Annotated in this window: 21 protein-coding genes; 13 read left to right on the forward strand and 8 right to left on the reverse strand. The window is 70.4% G+C overall.

Annotated features, from left to right (window positions below):
* The first annotated feature begins 87 nt into the window (after positions 1-87).
* Entirely contained in the window at positions 88-1,029 is a 942-nt protein-coding gene (locus KEC57_RS01145) for a quinone oxidoreductase family protein (RefSeq protein WP_229382681.1), read from the forward strand.
* Positions 1,030-1,171: 142 nt separating this feature from the next.
* On the opposite strand, the gene KEC57_RS01150 is transcribed toward KEC57_RS01145, so the two are convergent.
* Positions 1,172-2,053: a sulfurtransferase gene (locus tag KEC57_RS01150; protein ID WP_229382682.1), complete on the reverse strand. Its 882-nt coding sequence runs from the start codon at positions 2,051-2,053 to the stop codon at positions 1,172-1,174.
* Positions 2,054-2,138: 85 nt separating this feature from the next.
* On the opposite strand from KEC57_RS01150, the gene KEC57_RS01155 reads away from it, so the two are divergent.
* Complete coding sequence (locus KEC57_RS01155; protein ID WP_372456929.1) at positions 2,139-3,545, forward strand: O-acetylhomoserine aminocarboxypropyltransferase/cysteine synthase family protein; 1,407 nt, start codon at positions 2,139-2,141, stop codon at positions 3,543-3,545.
* Here KEC57_RS01155 and KEC57_RS01160 read toward each other — a convergent pair.
* Positions 3,518-4,846, reverse strand: coding sequence for a M20/M25/M40 family metallo-hydrolase (locus KEC57_RS01160; protein ID WP_229382684.1), 1,329 nt, complete (start codon positions 4,844-4,846; stop codon positions 3,518-3,520). The genes KEC57_RS01155 and KEC57_RS01160 overlap by 28 nt on opposite strands.
* Before the next feature lie 42 nt (positions 4,847-4,888).
* Here KEC57_RS01160 and KEC57_RS01165 point away from each other — a divergent pair, with 42 nt between their 5' ends.
* The 9 genes from KEC57_RS01165 (at position 4,889) to KEC57_RS01205 (ending at position 15,373) form a co-directional block, all read left to right on the forward strand.
* On the forward strand, positions 4,889-5,896 hold the full coding sequence (locus KEC57_RS01165) for a Gfo/Idh/MocA family protein (protein WP_229382685.1): 1,008 nt from the start codon (positions 4,889-4,891) through the stop codon (positions 5,894-5,896).
* A 1-nt stretch (position 5,897) separates the two neighbouring features.
* Positions 5,898-7,094, forward strand: coding sequence for an NYN domain-containing protein (locus KEC57_RS01170; RefSeq protein ID WP_229382686.1), 1,197 nt, complete (start codon positions 5,898-5,900; stop codon positions 7,092-7,094).
* Positions 7,095-7,147: 53 nt separating this feature from the next.
* The gene (locus tag KEC57_RS01175; protein ID WP_229382687.1) at positions 7,148-8,371 is read left to right on the forward strand and encodes an ROK family transcriptional regulator; all 1,224 of its coding nucleotides are present in this window, start codon (positions 7,148-7,150) and stop codon (positions 8,369-8,371) included.
* 9 nt (positions 8,372-8,380) lie between these two features.
* Entirely contained in the window at positions 8,381-9,532 is a 1,152-nt protein-coding gene (locus KEC57_RS01180; protein ID WP_229382688.1) for a substrate-binding domain-containing protein, read from the forward strand.
* Between the two features lie 89 nt (positions 9,533-9,621).
* The gene (locus KEC57_RS01185; RefSeq protein WP_372456930.1) at positions 9,622-10,581 is read left to right on the forward strand and encodes an ATP-binding cassette domain-containing protein; all 960 of its coding nucleotides are present in this window, start codon (positions 9,622-9,624) and stop codon (positions 10,579-10,581) included.
* Positions 10,578-11,825 carry a sugar ABC transporter permease gene (locus tag KEC57_RS01190; protein ID WP_229382689.1) on the forward strand — a complete coding sequence of 416 codons (1,248 nt, stop codon included), beginning with the start codon at positions 10,578-10,580 and terminating at the stop codon, positions 11,823-11,825. Before KEC57_RS01185 ends, KEC57_RS01190 begins: the two co-directional genes overlap by 4 nt.
* 286 nt (positions 11,826-12,111) lie before the next feature.
* A complete protein-coding gene (locus KEC57_RS01195; RefSeq protein WP_229382690.1) occupies positions 12,112-13,185 on the forward strand; it encodes a sugar ABC transporter substrate-binding protein in 1,074 nt (357 codons plus the stop codon).
* Positions 13,186-13,298: 113 nt separating this feature from the next.
* Positions 13,299-14,108 (forward strand): ATP-binding cassette domain-containing protein, encoded by an 810-nt coding sequence (locus tag KEC57_RS01200; protein ID WP_229382691.1) that lies wholly within the window; start codon positions 13,299-13,301, stop codon positions 14,106-14,108.
* Positions 14,105-15,373 carry a sugar ABC transporter permease gene (locus KEC57_RS01205; RefSeq protein ID WP_229382692.1) on the forward strand — a complete coding sequence of 423 codons (1,269 nt, stop codon included), beginning with the start codon at positions 14,105-14,107 and terminating at the stop codon, positions 15,371-15,373. The genes KEC57_RS01200 and KEC57_RS01205 overlap by 4 nt, the downstream gene beginning before the upstream one ends.
* A 78-nt stretch (positions 15,374-15,451) precedes the next feature.
* Here the strand turns inward: KEC57_RS01205 and KEC57_RS01210 are convergent, their stop codons facing one another.
* Positions 15,452-16,153: an NAD-dependent deacylase gene (locus KEC57_RS01210; protein WP_229382693.1), complete on the reverse strand. Its 702-nt coding sequence runs from the start codon at positions 16,151-16,153 to the stop codon at positions 15,452-15,454.
* A gap of 63 nt (positions 16,154-16,216) precedes the next feature.
* Positions 16,217-17,719 carry a citrate transporter CitH gene (gene citH / locus KEC57_RS01215; protein ID WP_372456949.1) on the reverse strand — a complete coding sequence of 501 codons (1,503 nt, stop codon included), beginning with the start codon at positions 17,717-17,719 and terminating at the stop codon, positions 16,217-16,219.
* Positions 17,720-17,915: 196 nt separating this feature from the next.
* On the opposite strand from citH, the gene KEC57_RS01220 reads away from it, so the two are divergent.
* Both KEC57_RS01220 and KEC57_RS01225 read left to right on the forward strand, forming a co-directional pair.
* Positions 17,916-19,655, forward strand: coding sequence for a sensor histidine kinase (locus tag KEC57_RS01220; protein ID WP_229382695.1), 1,740 nt, complete (start codon positions 17,916-17,918; stop codon positions 19,653-19,655).
* Positions 19,652-20,308 carry a response regulator gene (locus tag KEC57_RS01225; RefSeq protein ID WP_229382696.1) on the forward strand — a complete coding sequence of 219 codons (657 nt, stop codon included), beginning with the start codon at positions 19,652-19,654 and terminating at the stop codon, positions 20,306-20,308. Before KEC57_RS01220 ends, KEC57_RS01225 begins: the two co-directional genes overlap by 4 nt.
* A gap of 35 nt (positions 20,309-20,343) precedes the next feature.
* Here KEC57_RS01225 and KEC57_RS01230 read toward each other — a convergent pair whose 3' ends face one another.
* The 4 genes from KEC57_RS01230 to KEC57_RS01245 all read right to left on the reverse strand — a co-directional run bounded on the left by KEC57_RS01230 (position 20,344) and on the right by KEC57_RS01245 (position 24,253).
* Entirely contained in the window at positions 20,344-21,870 is a 1,527-nt protein-coding gene (locus KEC57_RS01230; RefSeq protein ID WP_229382697.1) for an ATP-dependent DNA ligase, read from the reverse strand.
* A 66-nt stretch (positions 21,871-21,936) separates the two neighbouring features.
* Positions 21,937-22,926, reverse strand: coding sequence for an epimerase (locus KEC57_RS01235; RefSeq protein WP_229382698.1), 990 nt, complete (start codon positions 22,924-22,926; stop codon positions 21,937-21,939).
* On the reverse strand, positions 22,923-23,384 hold the full coding sequence (locus KEC57_RS01240; protein WP_229382699.1) for a DoxX family protein: 462 nt from the start codon (positions 23,382-23,384) through the stop codon (positions 22,923-22,925). The genes KEC57_RS01235 and KEC57_RS01240 overlap by 4 nt, the downstream gene beginning before the upstream one ends.
* Entirely contained in the window at positions 23,381-24,253 is an 873-nt protein-coding gene (locus KEC57_RS01245; protein ID WP_229382700.1) for an LLM class flavin-dependent oxidoreductase, read from the reverse strand. Before KEC57_RS01245 ends, KEC57_RS01240 begins: the two co-directional genes overlap by 4 nt.
* Positions 24,254-24,363 lie beyond the last annotated feature (110 nt).

Below are 24,363 nucleotides of genomic sequence, written 5' to 3' on the forward strand. Positions count from 1 at the left end.
GCGTTGCAGCCGCTCGACCCATGCCAGCCGCTCGACACATTGCGCGACGCGGGAATAGCCCCGCGCGCCTTGTCTGTTGCGCTGGTCATGAGCCTTGCCATCGCGTACACGCAGTTCGGCGGACCCGAGGTCCTCCACGAGATCGAGATCCCCGCACCGGCACCCCGCGCCGGTCAGGTGGCGATCCGGGTGGAGGCCGCCGGCGTCAATCCCATCGACTGGAAGATCCGCAAGGGCGTCCGCCCGTCGGGCGAGATCACCACGCCCCGCCGCGTCGGCTCGGACGGCGCCGGCATCGTGACCGCGCTCGGCGAAGGGGTCGACGGATTCCGCGTCGGCGAGCCCGTGGTCTTCTCGGGCGCGTCGGGGGCGTACGCCAGCGACATCGCCGTCGCCGCCGAGGGAGTCCACCCGCGTCCTGCCGCGGTGAGCGCTGTCGAGGGCGCCGCAATCGGCGTTCCGGTGGGCACGGCGTACCAGACGCTCCGCTCGTTGGCGGTCGGGCCGGGTGACACCCTGCTGGTGCACGGCGGCTCGGGATCGGTGGGCCAGGCTCTCATCCAGTACGCGGTGCTCTGGGGCGCGACGGTGATCGCCACCTCGTCGCCACGCCGATTCGAGCGAGTGCGCGCCCTCGGCGCGATCCCGATCGCCTACGGCGAGGGCCTCGCCAACCGGGTGCGCGACGCGGCACCGGACGGCGTGACCGTCGCGATCGACGCCGCCGGCACCGACGAGGCCTTGCAGACCTCGATCGACCTGGTGCCCGATCTCGCGCGCGTCGCCACTCTCGTGCGCGGACGGGATGCCGCGGCCCTCGGCATCCGCGCGTTCTCCGGCGGCTCGCCCGTGCCGTTGACCGCCCAGCAGCAGGCGTGGCGCGTCGAGGCCGTGCCCGTGACGCTCGCGCTGCTGGCCGCCGGTCGATTCTCCCTCGAACTCGGACCGTCCTTCACGCTGGACGACGCCGCCGACGCACACCGTGTCGTCGAGTCGGGCGTGGACGGCAAGGTCACGCTCGTCCCCTGACCAGGTGAGCCCGTGCCGGTGCGCTCGGTGGTCGCGGGAGTCGGCGGTCGCGGGAAAACTGCGGATGCCGGGGATACCGACTCTCGCCGCCGCGAGATCCGTCGCCGGTCGGGCGCGAGCGTGCCGCCGGAAGGCGGCGTCGTCAGATCATTGCGGTGACGTCGGAGAGCGCGGGCCCCGTCGCGACGGGACGGCCCGGGGTGTTGGACCACTGGCTCCACGATCCGGGGAAGATGCGCAGCTCGAGGCCCGCGAGCTCGGCGGCGAAGACCGCCTGCGCGGCGGTGACGCCCGAGCCGCAGTACGCCGCGGCCTCGGTCCCGGGCACGATCCCCACCCCGGCGAACAGCTCGCGCAGGGTCGCGGCATCCCGGAATCGCTCACCGTCCATGTAGTGCGTCGTGGGCAGGTTGACCGCACCCGGAATGTGTCCCGCCACCGGATCGACCGGGTCGACCTCGCCCCGGTAGCGCTCCGCCGCCCGCACGTCGACGAGCACACCCGATGCGGCCAGGGCATCGGCCTCATCGATTCCGAGGACGGTCTCGGCGAGCGGGTGCAGCGTCACATCGCCCGCGGTCGCGGCGACGTCGCCGCTCTCGAGCGGCAGGCCGGCCGCCACCCAGGCGGAGAGCCCGCCGTCGAGCACCCGCACGTCGGCGACGCCGCTGCGGGTGAGCAGCCACCACGCGCGCGAGGCGCCGAGCGAGCGCGCGTCGTCGTAGACCACGACGGTGTCGCCGTCATTCAGTCCCCAGCTGCGCGCGGCGGCCTGCAGCGCCTCGAGCGACGGGAGCGGATGCCGCCCCTCATCGGCGCGGCCATGACGCGACAGCTCGGACTCCAGGTCGACGTAGACCGCCCCCGGCACATGGCCGTCGAGGTGGTCGGGCCGCCCGTCGGGGCGATCGAGCCGGTACCGCACATCCAGCACGCGGACAGCGCCGGAGGTGGGCGTCGAGCCACCGGAGCGGTCGGCACGCAGCAGGACGTCGAGTTCTACGGGGGTGAGGAGAAGCGCCACCCGACCATTGTCTCGCGGTCGTCGCGCCTCGATCGCTGCAACACTTCGACACACGGGGAATGGCGTGGCGCCCCGCGCCACGACAATGGATCGCATGTCCGAAACTCCTCGTCCGACGGCCCCGCGCTCATTCGCGACGGCGCAGGTGCAGGCGGGTTACGACGCCGGCATCGCCGAGAACACCGCCGTTCCCACCATCCACCAGTCGAACGCCTTCGAGTTCCGCTCGCTGAGCGACGCCCGCGACCTGTTCGCGCTGCGCCGCGACGGCAACATCTACAGCCGTGCCGCCAACCCCACGGTCCTCGTCTTCGAGAAGCGGGTCGCCGAGCTCGAGGGCGGCATCGGCGCCGCAGGCGTCGCATCGGGGCAGGCCGCCGTGGCCGTCGCGCTGCTGGCGCTGGCCAAGCACGGCGAGCACATCGTGGCGGCCCGCCAGCTGTACGGCGGCACCGTCGATCTGCTGCAGGACACCTTCGCCGACTGGGGCATCGAGGTCACCTTCGTCGATCAGGACGATCCGCAGGCGTGGGCCGCCGCTGTCCGGCCCACCACGCGGGCGCTCTTCGCCGAGTCGATCTCGAACCCGATCGCACAGGTGCTCGACCTCGGCGCGGTCGCGGCCGTCGCCCGGCGCGCGGGTGTGCCGCTCGTGATCGACAACACCGTCGCGACGCCCTACCTGCAGCGCGCGAAGGACTTCGGCGCCGACATCGTGGTGCACTCCGCCACCAAGTTCCTCGGTGGCCACGGCACTTCTCTCGGCGGCGTCGTGGTCGACCTCGGCACCTTCGACTTCACGGCCGAGCCCGAGCGCTGGCCCCAGCTCACCCAGACCTACAAGCGCGTTCCCGACGGCAGCCTCGTCGAGCGGTTCGGAGCGAACGGCTCGCCGTACATCGCCCTGGTGAAGACCAAGTACGTGCACGACCTCGGCCCGTCGCTGTCGGCGTTCAACGCGTTCCAGCTGCTGCAGGGCATCGAGACGCTCGACCTGCGCGTGGCGCGTCACACGGCGAACGCCCTCGAGGTGGCCCGCTTCCTCGCCGAGCACCCCGCGGTCGCACGCGTGCACCACCCGGGCCTCGAGACGAGCCCGTGGCACGCCAACGCCCAGCAGTACCTGCCGCTCGGCGTCAGCGCCGTCTTCGCGTTCGACCTGTACCCGACGGGCGATGCCGCAGCGGACTTCGAGCTGGTGGAGTCGTTCATCGCGCGCCTGCAGGTGGTCAAGCTCGTCGCGAACATCGGCGACGCCCGCAGCCTCGTCGCACACCCGGCCTCGATGACGCACAGCCATCTGTCGCCCTCGCAGCTCGCCGAGGCGCACATCAGCTCGACGACGGTGCGTCTGTCGATCGGCCTCGAGGATCCGCGCGATGTGATCGACGACCTCGCACGTGCGCTCGAGCCGGTCCTCGCCCAGCAGTCGCCCGCGCCTGCGGCCGAGCAGGCGGATGAGCCTCAGCTGGCCGACAGCAGCTCGCGATAGAACCCGATCCCCCGCAGCCACACGTCGACGCGGATGCGCTCGTCGTGCGAGTGCAGCGCGTCGCGCTCGGCGCGCGTGAGGTGAAACGGCGTGAAGCGATACACGTGGTCGCTCACGGCGGTGAACCAGCGGCTGTCGCTCGCACCCAGCTGCAGGTAGGGCGTCGTCACGACCTCGTCGCCGAGGGACACCCGCACGGCGTTCGCGATGCGCCGCCACGCCTCGCCGCGCCAGGGCGACACCGGCGACGGGTCGGAGCCGTGCCGCACCTCGATCTCGACCACGGGGTCGGCGATGACGCGGCGCACGCGTTCGGTCGCGCCCTCTACCGTGTCGCCCGTCAGAAGCCGGATGTTGAGGGATGCCCGCGCGGAGGTGGCGAGGACGTTCTCGCCGGGTGCGCCGCTCAGCTGCGTCGCGACGGCGGTGGTGCGCACGATCGCGTTCATCTCGGGGCCGGATCGGGCGAAGACGGCGGCCACGAGCGGGCCGGTCGCGCCGAGGGTGCGCAGCAGCGTCCGCAGCGGCTGCGGCGCGTGGGGGGCGATCGTGGCGAGCATGGCGTGCACCGGCGGGACGAGACGAGTGGGGAACGGATGCCGGTGCACCCGGTCGATCGCCCGTGCCAGGCGCGCCGTGGCGGGGAACGCGGGCGGGGTCGACGCGTGGCCACCGGTCTCGCGCGCGGTGAGCAACAGCGTCATCACACCGCGCTCCGCCACGCCCACCATCGCGGTGCGCACCGTCACCCCGGGGATCACTCCTTCGACGACCGCGCCGCCTTCGTCCAGGACGAGAGCCGGGCGGATGCCGCGCGCCTGCAGTACCTCGACCATCGCACGCGCCCCGCCGCCGGCCGTCTCCTCGTTGTGGCCGAACGCCAGGTACACGTCATGGGCGGGCGTGAATCCGCCGGCGACGAGACCTTCCACCGCCTCGAGGATCGCGACGAGCGAGCCCTTGTCGTCGATGGCGCCGCGCGCGTGGATCGCGGCATCCGCGCCCTCTCCGACGATCTCGGCGCCGAACGGATCGGAGTGCCATTCCTCATCGACAACCGGGACCACATCGATGTGCGCCATGAGCAGGAGCGGGTCGGAGCCGTCGGCTCCCCGCCACCGGTACAGCAGCGAGTGGCCGTCCACGACTTCGCGCGCGAGGGCGCCGTGGAGGGCGGGATAGAGCCGCTGAACGGCCTCATGGAATGCGTCGAAGGCCGCCCAGTCGATCAGCGATTCCTCGGCGTGGGACACGGTCGGCAGGCGCAGCAGCTCGCGGAAGCGCTCGACGGGTGAGGTCACCCGTCGAGCTTACGCAGGCGCATGGGCAGTAACCTCGGTGTCATGACCACTCCGCCCGTCCCCGGTCTGCGCTGGGGCATCCTCGGTCCCGGCGGCATCGCCCGTGCCTTCACCAGCGACCTGCGTACCGCCGGCCTCGATGTCGCCGCCGTCGGATCCCGTCGCCAGGCCGCCGCCGCCGCATTCGCGGAAGACTTCGCCATCCCCCGTGCCCACGGCTCGTACGAGGAACTCGTGGCCGACCCCGGGGTCGACATCGTCTACATCGCCACTCCGCACCCGTTCCACGCCGCGCAGGCGATCCTCGCGCTCGAGCACGGCAAGCATGTGCTCATCGAGAAGCCGTTCACACTCAACGCCGTCGAGGCCGCAGCCGTCCGCGACGTCGCCGCCGAGAGGGGCCTGCTCGCCATGGAGGCGATGTGGACGCGCTACCTCCCGCACATGATCCGCATCCGGGAGATCGTCGCCGCCGGCGTGCTGGGCGACGTTCGCGCCGTGACGGCGGATCACACGCAGATGATCACGAGCGATCCGGCGCACCGTCTCAACGCTCTCGAGCTCGGCGGCGGCGCGCTGCTGGACCTCGGAATCTATCCCGTCTCGTTCGCATGGGACATGCTGGGTGAGCCCCTGTCGATCGCCGCATCGGCGCGCCTGGGCGACACCGGCGCCGACACCGAGGTGGCCACGATCATGGCGCACGCCTCGGGAGCCCTGTCGACCACGCTCTCGGCGTCGCGTTCCGCCGGCCCCAACACGGCGTCGGTGATCGGCACCGACGCCCGCATCGACATCGACCGGGTCTGGTACACGCCCACGTCGTTCCGCGTCGTGGGTCCCGACGGCACGGTCCACGAGGATTTCGTGTCGGATGTCGCGGGCCGCGGCATGCAGTACCAGGCGCTCGCAGCGGAGCGGTTCCTCGCCGAGGGCAGGACCGACTCCGACGTGCTGCCGATCGACGAGACGGTCGCGATCATGGCGACGCTCGACGAAGTGCGCGAACTCGTCGGCGTCATCTATCCCGGAGAGCACGGAGAGGCCTGACATGCCCGATCTGCAGGACTCCCGCGTCGCGGTCTACCTCGACTTCGACAACATCGTGATGAGCTGGTACGACCGTGTCCACGGCAAGAACTCGTATCAGCGCGACCGGCAGAAGATCTCGGCGAACGCAAGCGACCCCGAGATCGCGGAGCGTCTCACCGCGGCGACGATCGACGTCGGCGCGATCATCGACTTCGCGGCATCCTTCGGCACTCTGGTGCTGACCCGCGCGTACGCCGACTGGTCGTCTCCCGTCAACGCGATCTATCGTTCGCAGCTGGTCGCCCGCGCGGTGGATCTGGTGCAGCTCTTCCCCGCCGCGGCCTACGCGAAGAACGGCGCGGACATCCGCCTTGCGGTGGACGCCGTCGAGGACATGTTCCGGCTGCCCGACCTCACACACGTCGTGATCGTCGCCGGCGACTCGGACTACGTCCCGCTCGCTCAGCGCTGCAAACGGCTCGGCCGCTACGTGGTCGGTGTCGGCGTGGCCGGATCGACGGCCAAGTCGCTGGCCGCCGCGTGCGACGAGTTCGAGGCGTACGACTCGCTGCCGGGGGTTCCCCGCGTTTCCGGTGCGGCCAAGGCGCCCGACCGGGCACCGCAGAAGGCGGAAGAGAAGGCGCCCTCGAAGGCCGCCTCGTCGGCTCGTTCGACGAAGGCGACCGCAACCGCGGGCGGCGAGGGTGCCAGCGGCTCTGCTTCGCGATCGGGTAGCCGTCGCGGCTCAGCGAAGTCCGCGGCGACACCGGATGCTGCCGTCGGCGACGCAGCGGACGGCTCGGTCGAGATCGCTGAACCTCGTTCCACTGCCGAGGTCGAAGCCGCGCTCAACGACGCGCTCGAGACGACGGCGGCGCCGAAGCGCACGAATCGCCGCGCAACGTCGAAGACCGTGACGGCGGCCACCGATGCTCCCCCTCCCGAGGCGCTGCCGCCGGTCGAAGAGCCTGTCGAGGATCCACAGGACACCGCGAGCCGCCTCTTGGAGCGGGCGCTGCGACTCGGCCACGACAAGAACGACGACTCCGAATGGCTCCACAGCTCGGCGGTCAAGACGCACATGCGGCGCATGGACCCGTCGTTCAGCGAGAAGGCGCTGGGGTACCGCTCGTTCAATGATTTCGTGAAGGCCCGCGAGTCGATCGCCGAGCTCGAAGAGACCGGGCACGAGCGACTGGTGCGCCTGCGCGAGTAGTGGCGCGAACCCTCAGCCGATCTGGGAAAACGGCAGTCCGGTACAGTGTCACTGTGGCACGCCGAAATGCCCCGCCGGGCTCCCAGACCTCGCTGCGCGAGGCCAATCGCGCGCGCGTCGTCGAGACGCTGAAGCGGCACGGCCGGCTCACGCAGATCGAGCTCGCCGGCAGCACCGGCCTGTCGCCGGCCACGGTGTCGAACATCGTCAAAGAGCTGACGGCATCCGGCCTGCTGCATACGTCGTTCACCTCTCGGAGCGGCCGCCGCGCCACGCTCGTCTCGCTCGCTCGCCAGCTCGGCCTCGTGGCCGGTGTGCACTACAGCTCGCGCCATCTCCACATCGCGATCGCCGATACCGCGCGCACGATCGTGACCCAGACTTCGCTCCCGCTCCCCCTCGACCACCGGCTCGACGCCGAACTGGACCGCCTCTCGCTGCTGCTGGGCGACATGATGGAGACGCTCGGCGGATCCCTGTCCGACCTCGTCGCCGTGGGCATGGCGCTGCCGGCCCCCATCGACCCGCGCACCGGCATGGTCTCGACCCCGGGCCTCTTGCGCGGATGGGAGGGCGTCGACGTCGCCGAGAGCCTCTCGGCCCGTATCGGACGCCAGGTCCATGTCGACAGCGAGGCGAACCTCGGCGGCCTCGCCGAGGCGCGCGAGGGCAACGGCCGGACAGCCTCGTCGTCCGTGTTCATCCGCGTCGGGCACACCATCAGCGCAGGTCTCATCGTCGGCGGCGATCTGTTCCGCGGCGTCAACGGCAAGGCCGGCCAGATCGGTCATGTGACGCTCGACGAGAACGGCCCGATCTGCCGGTGCAGCAATCGCGGCTGCCTCGAGACCTACGCCGGCGGGCCGGCGCTGCTGTCGCTGTTCCCGCCGAGCGAGGGGATGCACCGACTCGGCGACCTGCTGCACGCCGCCGAAGCGGGTGACGGGAGCGCGCGCCGCGTCATCGCCGATGCCGGCCGCCACATCGGCATCGCCGCGGCGAGCCTGTGCAACCTCTTCGACCCCGAGCTCATCATCGTGGGCGGCGAGCTCGGCCAGGCGGGCGAGATCCTCATGGCACCGATGCGCCACTCGCTCGAGCGCACCGCGCTGCCGTCCGGGGCGGGCCTTCCCGAGATCGTGGGCGCCTCGTTCGGAGAATGGGCCGAGACCCGCGGGGCGATCGCGATCGCCCTCGATCATGTGACGGTCGACGCCCAGACCTTGCCCACCACCACGTCGATCGCCACGACACCGCCGCTCCCGTACTCGGCATAGGCTCCTCCGATGCCGACAACGGGAAGAGGGCTTCCGAGCCTCCGCCGCGCGGTGGCGGCTCTCGCTGTGCGGCGGCGCCCTTCGGCCATCCCTCCGGTGCGCCGTGCGGGAGCTGCGGTCTCGGTCATCGCGCTCGCCGCCCTGTCGCTCGCCGCGTGCACCGGTGCTCCCGACACCGGCTCCGCCACCGGCGCGGCGGGCAAGATCGCCCTGCTCCTGCCTGACGCCAAGACGGCGCGGTACGAGACGTTCGACCGACCCCTGTTCGAAGCGAAGGTGGCCGAGCTGGGCGAGTACGACGTGCTCTATTCCAACGCCGATCAAGATGCCGCCAAGCAGCAGCAGCAGGCCGAGTCCGCGCTCGCGGCCGGCACCGGAGTGCTCGTGCTCGATCCCGTCGACGCGAACGCGGCGGTCAGCATCGTCGCCTCGGCGAATGCGAAGGGCGTGCCCGTCATCTCGTACGACCGGCTCGTGGCCGGCGGCGACCTCGCGTACTACATCTCGTTCGACAATCAGAAGGTCGGCCAGCTGCAGGCGGCGGCGTTCGTCGATGGCGTCCTCGAAGACGGCGGCGCGTCGAGCGACGGCATCCTGATGGTGAACGGCTCGCCCACCGACAGCAATGCGGCGCTCTTCAAGCGCGGCGCGCACGACATCATCGACGAGAGCGGACTGCGCGTACTCGCCGAGTACGACACGCCCGGATGGAGCCCCGAGAAGGCGCAGGAGTGGGTGGCGGGTCAGATCGCCCAGCACGGCGACGCCATCGTCGGCGTCTACGCCGCGAACGATGCCACCGCCGGCGGCGCGATCGCCGCCCTGCGCGTCGCCAACATCGACCCCCTGCCGATCGTCACCGGCCAGGATGCCGAGCTCTCAGCCATCCAGCGCATCATCACGGGCGACCAGTACATGACGGTCTACAAGGCGATCAAGCCACAGGCGGAGCTCGCGGCGCAGGTCGCGGTCGCTCTGCTGAACGGCGAAGAGGTCACGGCCCCCATGGAGATCGATGGCACGCCGACGACACTTCTGGACCCCGTGGCGGTACGGATCGACGACATCATGGACACGGTCGTCGCAGACGGCTTCTGGAGCGTCGAAGACATCTGCACGCCCGTATACGCCGATGCATGCGAAGCCGCCGGCATCGGGTAGGGTCCTGAGCCTGATGGGCGATGGGGATCGCGTTCGGGAGGCTCCGATGAGGATCGACGATAGATATATCGCATGAAGGCAGGACGAAGATGTCGATGACGCACCCGCGGACGGCCCGTCCGCGCGAACGCGTGCTCACGATGCGCGGAATCGGCAAGCGGTTCGGGGCCGTCAAAGCCCTCACTGACGTGGATTTCTGGGTGAGCGAAGGCGAGGTGGTCGCCCTCGTCGGCGACAACGGCGCCGGCAAGTCGACACTGGTGAAGGTGCTGGCGGGGGTGCACGCTCCCGATGCGGGCACGATCGAATTCGACGGCGACGACGTCCACATCGACTCGCCCGCCGACGCGCAGGAACTCGGAATCGAGACGATCTTCCAGGACCTCGCGCTGTGCGACAACCTCGACGTGGTGGCCAACCTCTGGCTCGGCCGAGAGCTGGTCGACGGTGCGACTCTCGACGAGGTCGACATGGAGCAGCGCACGTGGGCGCTGCTGCGCGAGCTGTCGGCGAAGATCCCATCGGTGCGCGTGCCCGTCGCCTCCCTCTCGGGCGGCCAGCGACAGACCGTCGCGATCGCCCGGTCGCTCATCGGCGACCCTCGCATCGTGATCCTGGACGAGCCGACGGCGGCGCTCGGCGTCGCTCAGACCGCCGAAGTGCTGAATCTCATCGAGCGGCTGCGCGAACGCGGGCACGGCGTCATCCTGATCAGCCACAACATGGCCGATGTGATGGCGGTGGCCGACCGCGTCGTGGTGCTGCGGCTGGGCCGCAACAACGGCGTCTACAACGTCGCCGAAGTCACCAGCGAGACCCTGATCGCCGCCATCACCGGTGCGGCCGACAACTCGGTGACGCGCCGTGCCGTCGGTCGACCGGTCTTGCCCCCGCCCCGCGAAGAACCCGAGCCGCCGGGACCGTCCGCCGACCACGGCGCCGACCCCGACGACGAGCTGCCCGAGACCACGCAGGGCGGAACGGTGATCAGGATGCCTCCGGCCGGCTCACGACGCTCCCCCGACGCGCGCGGGGGCGGGCGCCGATGAGCGTGGGCGGCGAGGAACGCACCATCCGTGATGCCGGCGACGACAGCCTGCTGAGCCGGGCCGGCATCGGCGACAGGTTCTCGATGTTCCTCGCGCGCATCCGCGGCGGCGATCTGGGCGCCGTGCCGGTCGTGCTCGGCATCGTGGTGATCTGGACCGTCTTCCAGATCCTCAACCCCGTGTTCCTCTCGAGCGAGAATCTCGTGAACCTCACGATGCAGTGCGCGGCCATCGGCACAATCGCGCTCGGCGTGGTGCTGGTGCTGCTCCTCGGCGAGATCGATCTGTCGGTCGGCTCGGTCTCGGGGCTTGCCGCAGCGGTGCTCGCGGTCACGTTCGTGCAGATGCAGTGGCACCTCGCGATCGCCCTGGTGGCGGCCATCGCGATCGGATGCCTGGTGGGGCTGCTCTACGGATTCCTGTTCACGAGGTTCGGACTGCCGAGCTTCGTGATCACTCTCGCGGGGCTTCTCGGGTTCGCCGGGCTGCAGCTGTGGGTGCTGGGTGAGACCGGATCGATCGCGATCCCGTTCGACTCGTGGATCGTGGAGTTCGCCCAGCAGATGTTCCTGCCGGCATGGGCGTCGTACGTCGTCGCCGTGCTCTCCGTCGGCGCATATGCCTGGTCGCTCGTACGTCGCGCCCGCCGCCGCGCCGCCGCGGCCCTGGACAGTCAGAGCTACCTCCAGATCGCCCTGCGCAGCGCCGCGCTTCTCGCCTTCCTCCTCGTCGCGACCTGGTATCTCAACCTCTATCGCGGGGTGGGCGTGATGTTCCTGTTCTTCCTCGCGCTGGTCGTGATGATGAACACGGTCCTCACGCGCACGCGCTGGGGCCGCGCGGTGTACGCCGTGGGCGGGTCGGTAGAGGCCGCCCGCCGTGCGGGGATCCGGGTGAACCGGATCTACCTCTCGGTCTTCGCGCTGTGCTCGACCTTCGCGGCCGTCGGCGGGATCCTCGCCGCGGCCAGGCTCGCTTCTGCGAATCAGAGTTCGGGCACCGGCGACGTCAACCTGAACGCCATCGCGGCGGCCGTGATCGGCGGCACCAGCCTGTTCGGCGGTCGTGGATCGGCCTTCTCCGCGCTGATCGGGATCGTCGTCATCCAATCGATCTCGTCGGGGCTGACGCTTCTCAATCTGGACTCGTCGGTGCAGTTCATGGTGACCGGCGTCGTGCTCGTGCTCGCGGTGATCGTCGATTCGATCTCGCGGCGCACACGCGCGGCGTCCGGACGAGCGTGAGTCTCACTGACTTCACTTGACGAACGCTCCACCCGCGCTCGCCGAGAACGATCGATACCGGGGTGCGCACTTTGCGCCCTAGATGAACCATTTCAGGGCATTGTGCACGGAAAGCGCTTGCTCACTCCGTCACCGCCCGGACGATCACGTCGATGTGCCCGGCCGTTGCCAAAGCGTTACGTTCAAGTCTTGACGCCAAGAACGGTTGCCGAAAGGATCTCATCAGCGACGTGCACAGGAACGAATGATCCTGGCGCCCGCACCCTTCAACGACGAAAGGCAAGAGATGAAGAAGTCTTCCCTCGCCGCAGTGGTGGCCCTCACCGGCGCCGCAGCGGTAATGCTCGCCGGCTGTGCCGGCGGCTCCACGCCGAGCGACACCGGCGATGGCGGCGGCGACGCTGCCGGACGCGCGTGCGTGATCCTTCCCGACGCGGCGTCCTCGCCGCGCTGGGAGAACTTCGACCGCACGTACCTCCAGGAGGGTCTGGAGGCCGCAGGGTTCGAGGTCGACATCCAGAACGCACAGGGTGATGTCGCGAAGTTCGCGACGATCGCCGACCAGCAGCTCACCCAGGGCTGCGGCGTCATGCTGCTCGTGGACTACCAGGGCGCCGCCGAAGCCGTGGCCGCCAAGGCCAAGGCCGAGGGCATCCCGGTCATCGCGTACGACCGTCCCTTCACGGGCGCCGACTACTACGTGTCGTTCGACAACGTCGAGGTCGGTCGCCTGCAGGGCCAGACGGTGCTGAACGGTCTCGAGGCCGCCGGTGTCGCGCCGGCCGACGCGACGGTCGTCTACATCGGTGGAGACCCCACCGATGGCAACGCCGCGATGTTCCACGACGGTGCCGACGAGGTCCTCTCCGAAGCGGGCGTCGTTCCGGCGGCAGAGCCGCCGGGGGCCTGGGACCAGGCCAAGTCGCAGACCAACTTCGAGCAGGCCCTCACCAGCCTGAGCGGCGCGGTCGACGGCGTGTGGGCTGCCAACGACACCAACGCCGCGGGCGTCATCAAGGTGCTGCAGGACAACAACCTGCAGGGTGTCGCGGTCTCCGGTCAGGACGCCAACGTCGCCGGCCTGCAGAACATCCTGCTCGGATGGCAGACGGCCACCGTCTACAAGCCCGTCGCCGACGAGGCTGCCGCAGCCGTCGAGGTCGCCATCGCGCTCCTCAGCGGTGAGACCGTCGACGCCGACGCCGAGCTGGACGACGGCACGCCGTACATCCAGGTCACGCCGGTCCTCGTGGGCCCGAACGAGGTCAAGGACGTGATCGCCGCGGGCGACGCCTCGTTCGACGATGTCTGCACCCCGGACGTCGAAGCCGCCTGTGCCGAGTTCGGAGTCACCGAGTAGATCTCGGTCCACCGCCGCGAGGGCGTCGCGTCGTCGAAAGGCGCGGCGCCCTCACGGCGCCCTTGCATCCCGAACGGGGATGCATCCGGCACCGACATCGCAGGGAAGCGAGCATGTCAGACACGATCATTGCAACCGAGCCGATCATCCAGCTGATCGGCGTGAAGAAGTCCTTCGGCCCGGTCAGCGTCCTCAAGGGCGTCGACCTCAAAGTCCACCCCGGCAAGGTGACCGCCCTCGTCGGCGACAACGGCGCCGGAAAGTCCACACTCATCAAGGGCCTCGCGGGCGTTCAGCCCTACGACGAAGGCGAAGTCCTCATCGACGGCGTGCACCGCGACCTGCACGCGCCGCGGGACTCCTCGAGCCTGGGCATCGAAGTGGTGTACCAGGACCTCGCCCTGTGCGACAACCTCGACATCGTCCAGAACATGTTCCTCGGCCGCGAAGAGATCTCGTTCGGCACGTTCGACGAGGGTCGCATGGAGAAGGACGCGTCCGACACGCTGCGCTCGCTGTCGGTGCGCACCGTGAAGTCGGTGCGCCAGAAGGTCTCGAGCCTGTCGGGCGGACAGCGCCAGACCGTCGCGATCGCCCGCGCCGTGCTGAAGAAGGCACGCGTGGTGATCCTCGACGAGCCGACCGCCGCGCTGGGCGTCGCCCAGACCGAGCAGGTGCTCAATCTCGTCCAGCGGCTCTCCGAGCAGGGCGTCGCCGTCGTGCTCATCAGCCACAACCTGGTCGACGTCTTCCAGGTCGCCGACGACATCGCCGTGCTCTACCTCGGCCAGATGGTCGCGCAGATCCCGACCAGCGAGACCACCCGCGACGACGTCGTGGGCTACATCACCGGCACCAAGACCCTCGGCGGCGTCCAGATCGTCAACACCGAGACGATCCGCACTGAAGGAGGCACCGAATGAGCAGCAACGCGACCCGGACCCAAGCCGCGCCCGACCCCGTCGCCAGCGACCTCATCGGCAGTGGTGTCGAAGGCGGACTCGGCGACCAGGTGCGAGCCTGGTGGCAGCGTGTCCGTGGCGGCGACATGGGAGCCCTGCCGGCCGTCGGCGGCCTCGTCGTTCTCGGCATCCTGTTCTCGACCCTCAGCCCGTTCTTCCTCACCGAGCGCAACTTCGCCAATCTGCTCAATCAGGCCGCCACCCTCGTCGTTCTCGGGATGGCGCTGGTGTTCGTGCTGCTGCTCGGCGAGATCGACCTGTCCGCCGGCGTCACCGGCGGCGTCGGCATGGCGCTGTTCGTCGTGATGGCGTCGCAGGGCGTCCCATGGCCGCTCGCGCTGCTGATCGGCTTCGGGTTCGGATTCCTCATCGGCGCCCTCATAGGCTTCTTCGTCGCGAGGGTCGGCATCCCCTCGTTCGTCGTGACACTGGGTCTGTTCCTCGGCCTGCAGGGACTCGCCCTCGTGGTCATCGGACCCGGCGGCCTGTTCCGCATCGAGGTTCCTGAGCTCATCGCACTGCAGAACGGCAACCTGCCCGTGTGGGCCGGGTGGGCGATGCTCGTGATCATGCTCGCGATCTCGGCCGGAACGGCGTTCTTCGACCGCGCCCGGCGCACCCGTGCGGGCGTGCCCAACCGGGCGATCTCGCTGGTGTTCATCAAACTCGCCGCGATCGCCGTCATCGGGGGGATCGTCGTGTTCGTCCTCAACCAGAACCGCGGCCAGTCCGTGGTCGAGGTCGCGGGTGTCCCGAACGTCGTGCCGATCGTGCTGGTGATCCTCTGGATCGGCACGTTCGTGCTGGACCGCACCAAGTTCGGCCGCTACCTCTATGCGATCGGCGGCAACGCCGAGGCCGCGCGTCGCTCCGGCGTGAAGGTGCGCTGGATCAAGTGGTGGGCGTTCGTGATCTGCTCGAGCCTCGCGGTCTTCGCCGCGCTGCTCAGCGTCTCGCGTGTCGGCTCGGTCGACGCCACCGTGGGCCGTGACATCGTCCTGTCGGGCGTCGCGGCAGCCGTGGTCGGCGGTGTCAGCCTCTTCGGCGGACGCGGCCGGCTCGTCCACGCCGCGATCGGCGCCCTGGTGATCGCGGTGATCACCAACGGCCTCGGACTGCTCAACCTGCCGGCGGGCGTCAACCTGCTCGTGACCGGCGGCGTGCTGATCCTCGCCGCGACCGTCGACGCGCTCTCGCGTCTGCGCTCGGGTGGCGGCAGAACGTAACACGATCGATGAATGCGACAGCGCCGGGTGGACTTATCCACCCGGCGCTGTCGCGTTCGGTGGTGAGCACGCACGTGCTCAGCGCGTCGAGAGGCCTCGCAGGATCTCATCGACCCACGCGGGCACGAGGTCGCTCGCGCGTCCCGCGCGCGCGTCGTCGAACGGCACCACGGCGTCGCTCGGCTCGAGATTGAGTTCGACGGTGCGGGCGCCGAACGCGGCGGCGAGAGCGACGTACCCCGCCGCGGGGTACACCGCGCCGGATGTTCCGATCGAGACGAACACATCGCACGCCACGATCGCCTGCTCGATGCGGTCCAGCTCGTAGGGCATCTCGCCGAACCACACGACGTCGGGGCGCAGCATCCGCTCGCCGCACTCATGGCATGCCGGCCGGTCGAGGAGGTCTCGATCCTCGCGCGGTCGCGCACCGCACGAGGTGCACAGCGCCCGGCGCAGTTCGCCGTGCATGTGCGCGAGCCTGCGACTGCCTGCCCGCTCGTGCAGATCGTCGACGTTCTGGGTGACCACGAGCAGGTCGGATCCGATCGCCCCCTCCAGCCGGGCGAGCGCCCGGTGAGCAGGATTGGGGATGACCGAGGCCACCGCGCGACGTCGGGCGTCGTAGAACCGCAGCACCGTGTCGGGGTCGCGCTCGAAGCCCTCGGGGGTGGCGACGTCTTCGACACGGTGCCCCTCCCAGAGCCCGCCCGCATCGCGGAAGGTGGGCACTCCGCTCTCGGCCGAGATGCCGGCGCCGGTCAGCACGACGATGCGCATGCGACCAGTCTGTCGCATGCGCATCGCGGCGCTCCGGCCGGCGGGCGCCGGCGGGCCGTGCGGCTAGGCCATGAACGGGATGGCGCCCACCAGGACTCCGACGGCGAGCATCGAGAGCGAGACGACGCCGGCGCGCCAGAGCACCTTCTTGTGGTGATCGCCGAGGTTCACGCTCGCCAGCGACACGAGCAGCAGAATGGCGGGCACGAGCGGACTCTGCAGATGCACCGGCTGGCCGGTGATCGAGGCGCGAGCCATTTCGACCGGTTCGATCCCGAAGTGCGCTGCGCTCTGGGCGAGCACCGGCAGGATGCCGTAGTAGAACGCGTCGTTCGACATGAAGAACGTGAACGGGATCGACAGGATGCCGGTGATCACGGCCAGGAACGGCCCGAGCGACGCCGGGATCACGGTGGTGATCCAGCCGGCCATCGCATCGACCATGCCGGTGCCGTTGAGCACCCCCACGAGCACGCCGGCGGCGAGGACCATCGAGACCACGCCGACGATGCTGGGAGCGTGCGCGACGATCTCGTCGGCCTGGCCCTTCAGCTTCGGGAAGTTGACGAGCAGCGCGACGCCGGCTCCGACCATGAAGACGTAGGCGAGCGGGAACAGGTCCAGCACCAGGAGCACCATGACCGCGGCAGTGAGGACGAGGTTGAACCAGATGAGCTTGGGCCGCAGCGTCGCCCTGTTCGGGTCGAGGATCGTGTCGGCCATCGCGGTGTCTTCGCGGTCGATCAGGGCCGTGGCGGCCGGAGCACCGCCGTGGCCGCCGGCGACCGTCACGATGTTTCCGGTGCGCAGCGTCGCACGGGCGCCCGGCTTGGCGCCTGCGTCGCGGAAGATCTTCGCAGCGCCCGGCCCTCCCCCGCCGTCGAGGCGTGTCGAGTCGATCTGGCCGATGCGCTTGCGTTCGCCGAGTCCCAGGAACCATGCGAACGTCAGCGCGATCACGACGCCGGCGGCCAGCGACGGGAGCATCGGGACGAACACGTCGGTGGGCTGCAGTCCGAGCGCGGTCGCGGCGCGCACCGTCGGACCACCCCACGGCACGATGTTGAGCGTGCCGTTCATGAGCCCGGCGACGCAGGTGAGCACGACCGGGCTCATGCCCAGGCGCAGATAGATCGGCAGCATGGCCGACGTCGTGATGATGAACGTCGTCGAACCGTCGCCGTCGAGCGAGACTGCTCCGGCGAGGAGCGCCGTGCCGAGGACGACCTTGGCGGGGTCGTCGCCGAGCAGCCGCGTGATGAAGCGGATGAGCGGGTCGAACAGACCGACGTCGATCATGATTCCGAAGTACATGATCGCGAACATCAGCAGCGCGGCCGTAGGCGCCATCGTGCCGATCGCGTCGATGATCATCTCGCCGAGTCCGAGTCCGGCACCCGCGAAGAGCCCGAAGACGGTCGGCACCAGGATCAGCGCCACCATCGGCGTGAGGCGCCGCGTCATGATGAGTGCCATGAACACCAGCACCATGGTGAAGCCGAGCGCCACGAGCACCCCGTCGGGGGGAAGGAACGCCGTATCGTAGGCCTCGGCCTCGGCGGCCATGATCGTCAGGGGCGCTGCGATGTTCATTTCGACTCCTTCGTCGTGTGCGGCATCGGGTGCTGCGTCTCGTGCTGCGTCGCGCGTCGCACCGGAAGGTGCGCTCCCGCGACAGTAGGCGCCGATGCGCGCGCGGTGCGCGCTATCTCGCATTGCCGCGCGTTGTGCGCGTAGCGTGTGTTCTGCGCATTCTGCTCGGGTGCGCCCGATCGACGCGGGAGGTGACGTGCGCTTCGCGACCCGCCTGCTGCTCGTGCAGCTGGCGACGGTCACCGCCGTCGTCGTGGTCTGCACGGTCGTGTTCGGCTGGCTCGCGGTGCGCCAGCTGCGCGCCGAATCCGAGGCATCCGCCCTCAACATCGCCCGCACCGTCGCCGAGGATCCCGACGTGAAAACGCTGGTCTCCGCGTTCTCGGCCGACCCGGGCACTCCGGATGCCGCGGATCTGCGCGGTGGCACGCTGCAGCTCCTCGCGACCGACGTGGCCGAACGCACCGACGCACTGTTCGTCGTGATCACCGATGATCACGGCATCCGTCTCGCCCACCCGAACGAGGATCTTCTCGGGCAGGTCGTCTCGACGCCATTCGAAGAGGTGCTCGAGGGCAACGAGATCGTCGACTGGGAGGTGGGAACCCTCGGCGAGTCCGCGCGCGCGAAGGTCCCGGTCCTTCCGGACGACGGCGGCGCCCCGGTGGGCGAGGTGAGTGTGGGGTTCGAGCGTGCGAGCGTGTTCGACGACCTGCCGGCGCTCGCCCTGTCGATCGCCGTCGTCGCCGTCGGCGCCCTCGCTCTCGCGACCCTGACCACCCTGCTGCTGCGCCGCAGGTTCGAGCGCCTGACGCTCGGGGTGCAGCCCGAGGAACTCGTCGCGCTCGTGCAGAATCAAACGGCGGTGCTCGACGGCGTCGGCGACGGGGTGATAGCGCTCGACGTCGACGGCACGGTCCGCGTGTGCAACACCGCAGCCGAGCGGATGCTGGGCCTCGACGACCCGATCGGGCGCTCGTTCCATGATCTCGCGCTCGCGCCCGATGCCGTCGACGACATCCGTTCCGGGCGGGCGCGGGGCGGGGTCGTCATCGGCGACAGGGTGCTCTACGTGGACTCCCGCCCCGTCACGCGGGGTGCGCAGTCGCTCGGCGACGTCATCGTGGTGCGCGACCGCACCGATGTCGAGGCGCTCGCGACCCGGCTCGAGTCGGTGCGCGCCATGACCGAGGCGCTGCGCGTGCAGCGCCACGAGTTCGCCAATCGGCTGCATGTCGCGGCGGGGCTCCTCGACGCCGAGCGGGTTCCCGACGCCCGCGCGTTCCTCGGCGATCTGCTCGCCCGCGGATCCGTCGACTTCGCGGTGCCGGGCATCGAGCGGGTGCCCGACCCGTTCCTGCAGTCGCTGCTCGGCGCGAAGGCGCTCACCGCCCGGGAGCGCGGGGTGAGCGTGCGCGTGTCGGAGGACACCCTGCTGCTCGGAACGCTCGATGCGGTCGAGGACGTCGCCGCGATCCTCGGCAATCTGCTCGACAATGCCCTCGCGGCGTCGGTCCGCGCGGCCGTCGGCCGGGTGGACGGGACCCGTGCCGGGGTTCCCGCTCCCGCCGCCGGCGACTCATCCGCGTGGGTCGAGGTCGCACTGCTGGGCGACCGGGAAGAGCTCGTGCTCACCGTCGCGGACTCCGGCGACGGCATCCCGCCCGGCATCGACCCGTTCGTGCGCCGCACCGACGATCGTGCGCGTGCACAGGCGAGGCCCGCACCCGAGCACCGCGATCCGGATGCCGTCCACGGGCGCGGCTTCGGCCTTCCGCTGTCGCGCGACCTGGCCCGGCGGCTGGGCGGCGAGGTCTGGGTGATCGACCCGGGCGGCGAGGGGCGTGGAGCCGTCTTCGGCGCGCGCATTCCGGGCGTGCTGCGCCCCACCGACGAGGAGAGCTCATGACCGACCCCATCCGCGTGCTCGTGGTCGATGACGACTTCCGTGTCGCGGGCCTGCACCGCGACGTCGTGGCTGCGAGGCCGGGCTTCTCTGCCCTCGACCCCGTGCACTCTCTCGGCGCCGCGCGTCAGGCGGTGCGGGGTCAGAGGCCCGATCTGCTTCTCGTCGACGCGTTCCTCCCCGACGGCGACGGCATCGAGTTCGTGGCCGGCGCCGACGTCGACGCGTTCGTGCTGTCGGCCGCGACGGATGCCGCCACCGTCCGCCGAGCCCTGCGCGCCGGGGCGTTCGCCTACCTGGCGAAGCCGTTCGAGGCACGGGTGCTCGCGGACCGTCTCGACCGCTACGCGCGTATGCGCAATCTTCTGCAGTCCGATCGTCCGCTCGAACAGGACCAGCTCGACCGTGCGATGTCGATCCTGCACGGCGGCGCAGAGCCTGCGAGCGTCTCGCGTTCGGCCACCGAGCAGCTGATCCTCGAAGGCCTCGGCGACGAGGAGGCCTCGGCGGCCGAGATCGCCGACCGCGTCGGCATCTCGCGGGCGACCGCACAGCGCCACCTCGCCGCGCTCGCGACCCGCGGCCAGGTCGAGGTGCGATTGCGGTACGGCTCGACCGGGCGTCCGGAGCACCGGTACGGCGTCGCCCGACCGTGAGGAGCAGGATTCCCCCGCGCCCGCGCGGAGGAGATTCAGCCGCGAAGCAGTGCCCGCAGCGTCTGGATCGTGTCGGCCTCGTCGGGCCGTTTGTCGGGGCGATACCCCTTGACCCGCGCGAACCGCAGGGCGACGCCGCCCGGATAGCGCGTCGAGCGCTGCACACCGTCGATCGCGATCTCGACGACGGTCTCGGGCCGCACGTGCACGGCGTACGACGAGCGGTGCGTCTCGATGGTCGGAAAGTGCGCAGTCTGCCAGCGCAGCAGCTCATCGGTGAGGCCTTTGAAGGTCTTGCCGACCATGACGAAGCCGCCGGGTTCGCCGAACTCGCCCTCGGGATCGATCGCGCCCAGATGCAGATTCGACAGCAGCCCGGTGCGGCGGCCGGAGCCCCACTCCACGGCGAGCACCACCAGGTCGTACGTGAGTACGGGCTTCACCTTGACCCAGCTCTTGCCGCGGCGCCCCGCCGCGTAAGGCGAGTCGACGGCCTTGATCATGACGCCCTCGTGCCCGGCTTCGAGGGCCTCGCGCGAGAACTCCTCGGCTCGTGCGGAGTCGGCCGTCACGATTCCGGGGATTCGCGCAGGTCCCGCGATCCGCTCGAGCAGGTCCAGCCGCGTCGCCAGCGGCTCGTCGATGAGGTCGCGCCCGTCCAGATGCAGGATGTCGAAGAACCATGGCCGAAGCAGGGTCGCCGCGGCGCCGTCCGTTCCGAACCGCGCCATCGTGTCCTGGAACGGCCGCGGCCCGCCGTCCTCATCGAGTGAGAGGGTCTCGCCGTCGAGGATCACACGCCGGGCGGGCAGCGCCTGCACAGCCGCGACGATCTCGGGGACCCGGTGGGTGATGTCGGCGAGGTTGCGTGTGTAGACGCGGATGTCGTCGCCGTCGCGGTGCACCTGGATGCGCGCACCGTCGAGCTTGTACTCGACGGATGCCTCTCCTCCGACGACGTCGAGAGCCTCGCTCACCGTCGCCGCCGTCGAGGCCAGCATCGGCTGCACGGGGCGCCCGACCTCGAGGCCGACCGCGGCGAGGTCGTCGGCGCTGCCGGTGAGTGCCAGGCGCGCGGTCTCGCCGAGATCGCCCGAGAGCATCGCCGCGCGGCGCACGGTCGCCGCCTCCCGCCCTGCCGCCTTCGCGATCGCGTCCAGCAGCACGCCCTCCAGTGCGCCGGTGCGCAGCTCTCCGCGGATGACCCGCGAGACGAAGTCCCACTCGTCGGCGGTGGCCCTCCCGGCGAGGACGTCGAGCTCTCCCTTTCGCGCGGCGACGGATCCCGGTCCGTCCGAACGGGCGAGCCGCTCGAGGGCCGTGTCGACGTCGAGCACGGTCAGCGAGGGCTCGGCCGCGTGTGCGACGTCGAGGTTGGCGAGGCCCCGCCACCCGACTCCGATGCGCCCCTGTCGGGGTCGGGCGACGAGGAAGCCGATCGCCGGAGCGATCTCGTCGGCATCGAGGTCGCTCAGCGCTCCGGCGAGGGCGGCGATCTTGGCCCGTCGCGATGACGTCGAGGCCACGGCATCCGTCGCGCTCACCAGCTCGTGCAGCAGCATTCCCGCATTGTCGCACCGGGCGGCGACACTCGTCACGTCGCGGCGCGCAGGAGAAGGGTTACGAGATCAGGCAGACTCTGCCCGCGGGTGCACCACGGCGCGCAGAGCCCCGTCGAGGTCGGAGTGTGCGAAGCCGTATCCGGCAGAGGTCAGCACGCCGGGCAGCACCCAGCGACTCTTGACGATCAGCTCGGGCTCGGTGCGCAGCACCCACATCGCCGGCTCGAGCATGAACCGCCAGGCGGGAAGGCCGACCGGTGCGCCGACGATCCGGCGCAGCGTGGCCATCAGGGTGCGGTTGTCGCTCGCCATCGGGGCGGCGAGGTTCACGGGACCGGTGATCGCGGGTCGATCGCGGATGAAGCGAACGGCACCCACGACATCGTCGATGTGGATCCAGCTGAATCGCTGCCGGCCGCGAGAGCGATGCCACGGCGGCCGTTCTCCACCGGTCGGGTGCGCGCCGATGCCCCGGTACCGTCGATGCGGGAACCACCAGCCGTCGTACTGCGTGCCGCCGAGCCCCAGGCGTGCGAGGCGCACCAGGGTCTCGGTCGCCGGTCCGTCGCCGAGCACGATCGCCATCCGCAATGCGACCCGGCGCGTCTCTGGCAGCTCCCCCGCGAAGAGCTCGTCTTCCCAGGCGCGGGCGACGTCGACCGAGAAGCCCTCGCCGAACTCACCTTCGGCCTCGGTCTGCGGACGGTCCAGGGCGTAACGGTAGATCGTGGCGGTGCTGGCGTTGAGCCACAGCGCGGGCGGGGCCGCCGCATCCGCGATCGCATCCCGCAGCAGCCGCGTCGTCTCGACACGCGAGCGCAGGATCTCGTCTCGGTTCGGGTCGGTGTAACGGCAGTTCACCGATTTGCCCGCCAGGTTGACGACGAGATCGGCACCGTCCACGACACGACGGATGCCGTCGCCATCGTCCCAGCGGACGTCGGCCCGCGCGCGGCCGATCGTCCGCACCTCGTACCCGTCGTCGGCGAGGGCCCGCGTCAGCGCTGTGCCGACGAAGCCCGAGGCGCCGGCGATAACCGCGATCGGGGGACTCACCGCGCGGAGCCTCGGCCGCCGCGGCCTTCACGAGTGCTCCACAGCGCCCAGAGCACGAGGACCGGCTGCAGCAGCAGGCGCACGAAGCGGGCGCGATCGGTGCGCAGCATCGGAGCAGGACGTCCCGTGCGCCACTGATGGACGTTTCCGGGGAACACGGCTACGAAGAACGCCGCGACGATCCATCCGATGCGCGTGCGATCCGCGGGAAGCACGACGAGGGCGCCGGCGAGCGCGACCTCTACGGCACCCGAGGCGACCACGATCATGTCCTTGTCGGTGCGCAGCAGCCGTGTCGCCCAGTCGGGGACGACGATGCGATACCCGCGCCGTCCCCACGTGAGGTGCGAGAGGCCGGCGACGAGCAGCAGTACTCCGAGCACCCAGCGAGCGACATCTCGTGTGACCCGGACGGCGGAGGTCGACGCAGAGCGGCGGGCGGCGCGTGATCGGCTCATTGCGCCCCTTCCACGAGACGCGCGACCTCTCCCGTCGCAGCGTAGAACTCGATCAGGTCGACGCGCGAGGAAGGAAGCAGGACGACCTCATCGACGCCGGCGTCGAAGAACGCCCGCGCGCCCGCCGCGACCTGCGCCGGATCTCCCCAGAGCGCGCGTTCGGCCGGATCCGGGCGGTCGCCCACGTCTGCGATCGCTCGCGCCTCGGCATCCTTTCCGAAGGCCGTCACCACGTATGCCACGTGATCGTGCGCGCCGGAGCGACCCGCCGCAGACCGCCCCTCCGCGATCTGCGCCACCGCAGCGGCGTACTCGGCCGCCGTATGTCCGCTGTCGAGCACGGTGCCGTCGGCGACCTCGCCGCTGAGCACCAGGGTCTTGGGGCCTTCGGCGGCGGCGTACACGCGCGGCGGCGTCGCCGGCGGATAGTCGAGCCGTACGCCGTCGAGGGTGACGTAGCGGCCGGCGACGTCGAGCTGGTCGCCTGCCAGCAGACCGCGCAGCGCGGGGACGTATTCGCGCATCAGAGTGAGCGGCGACGCGACGCGCGCGCCGACCTGCGCCATCCACGGCAGCACGCCGTGCCCGACTCCGGGCAGCAGTCGTCCCGGGAACAGCCGCTCGATCGTCGCGATCTCCATCGCGGTGGCCGCGACGTTGCGCAACGGCATCGGCGAGATCCCGACCCCGATCCTCAGGCGCTCGGTCCACGCGAGCGCGGCGCCGACCGTGGCGAACGCCGACTGCCGGAAGCAGTCCTCCCACACCCACAGCTCCGGCACGCCGGCCTCTTCGGCAGCGAGCACGGCTGCGCGGAACTCATCAGGGGAATGGGTGTACGGATTGAAGATCGCGCCGATGCGGGTCATACGTCCACTGTGCCAGGGATGGTCCCCTCGACCGAACAGCGGCTCGGACCGTCCGTGACGGGGGCGGTCCGGGCGCGAACGGGTCCCGGCCATGGGCGCCGGAGCCTCGA

Origin of the sequence: Microbacterium allomyrinae, from assembly GCF_020682705.1 — a bacterium.
GTDB classification, from domain to species: Bacteria; Actinomycetota; Actinomycetes; order Actinomycetales; family Microbacteriaceae; genus Microbacterium; species Microbacterium allomyrinae.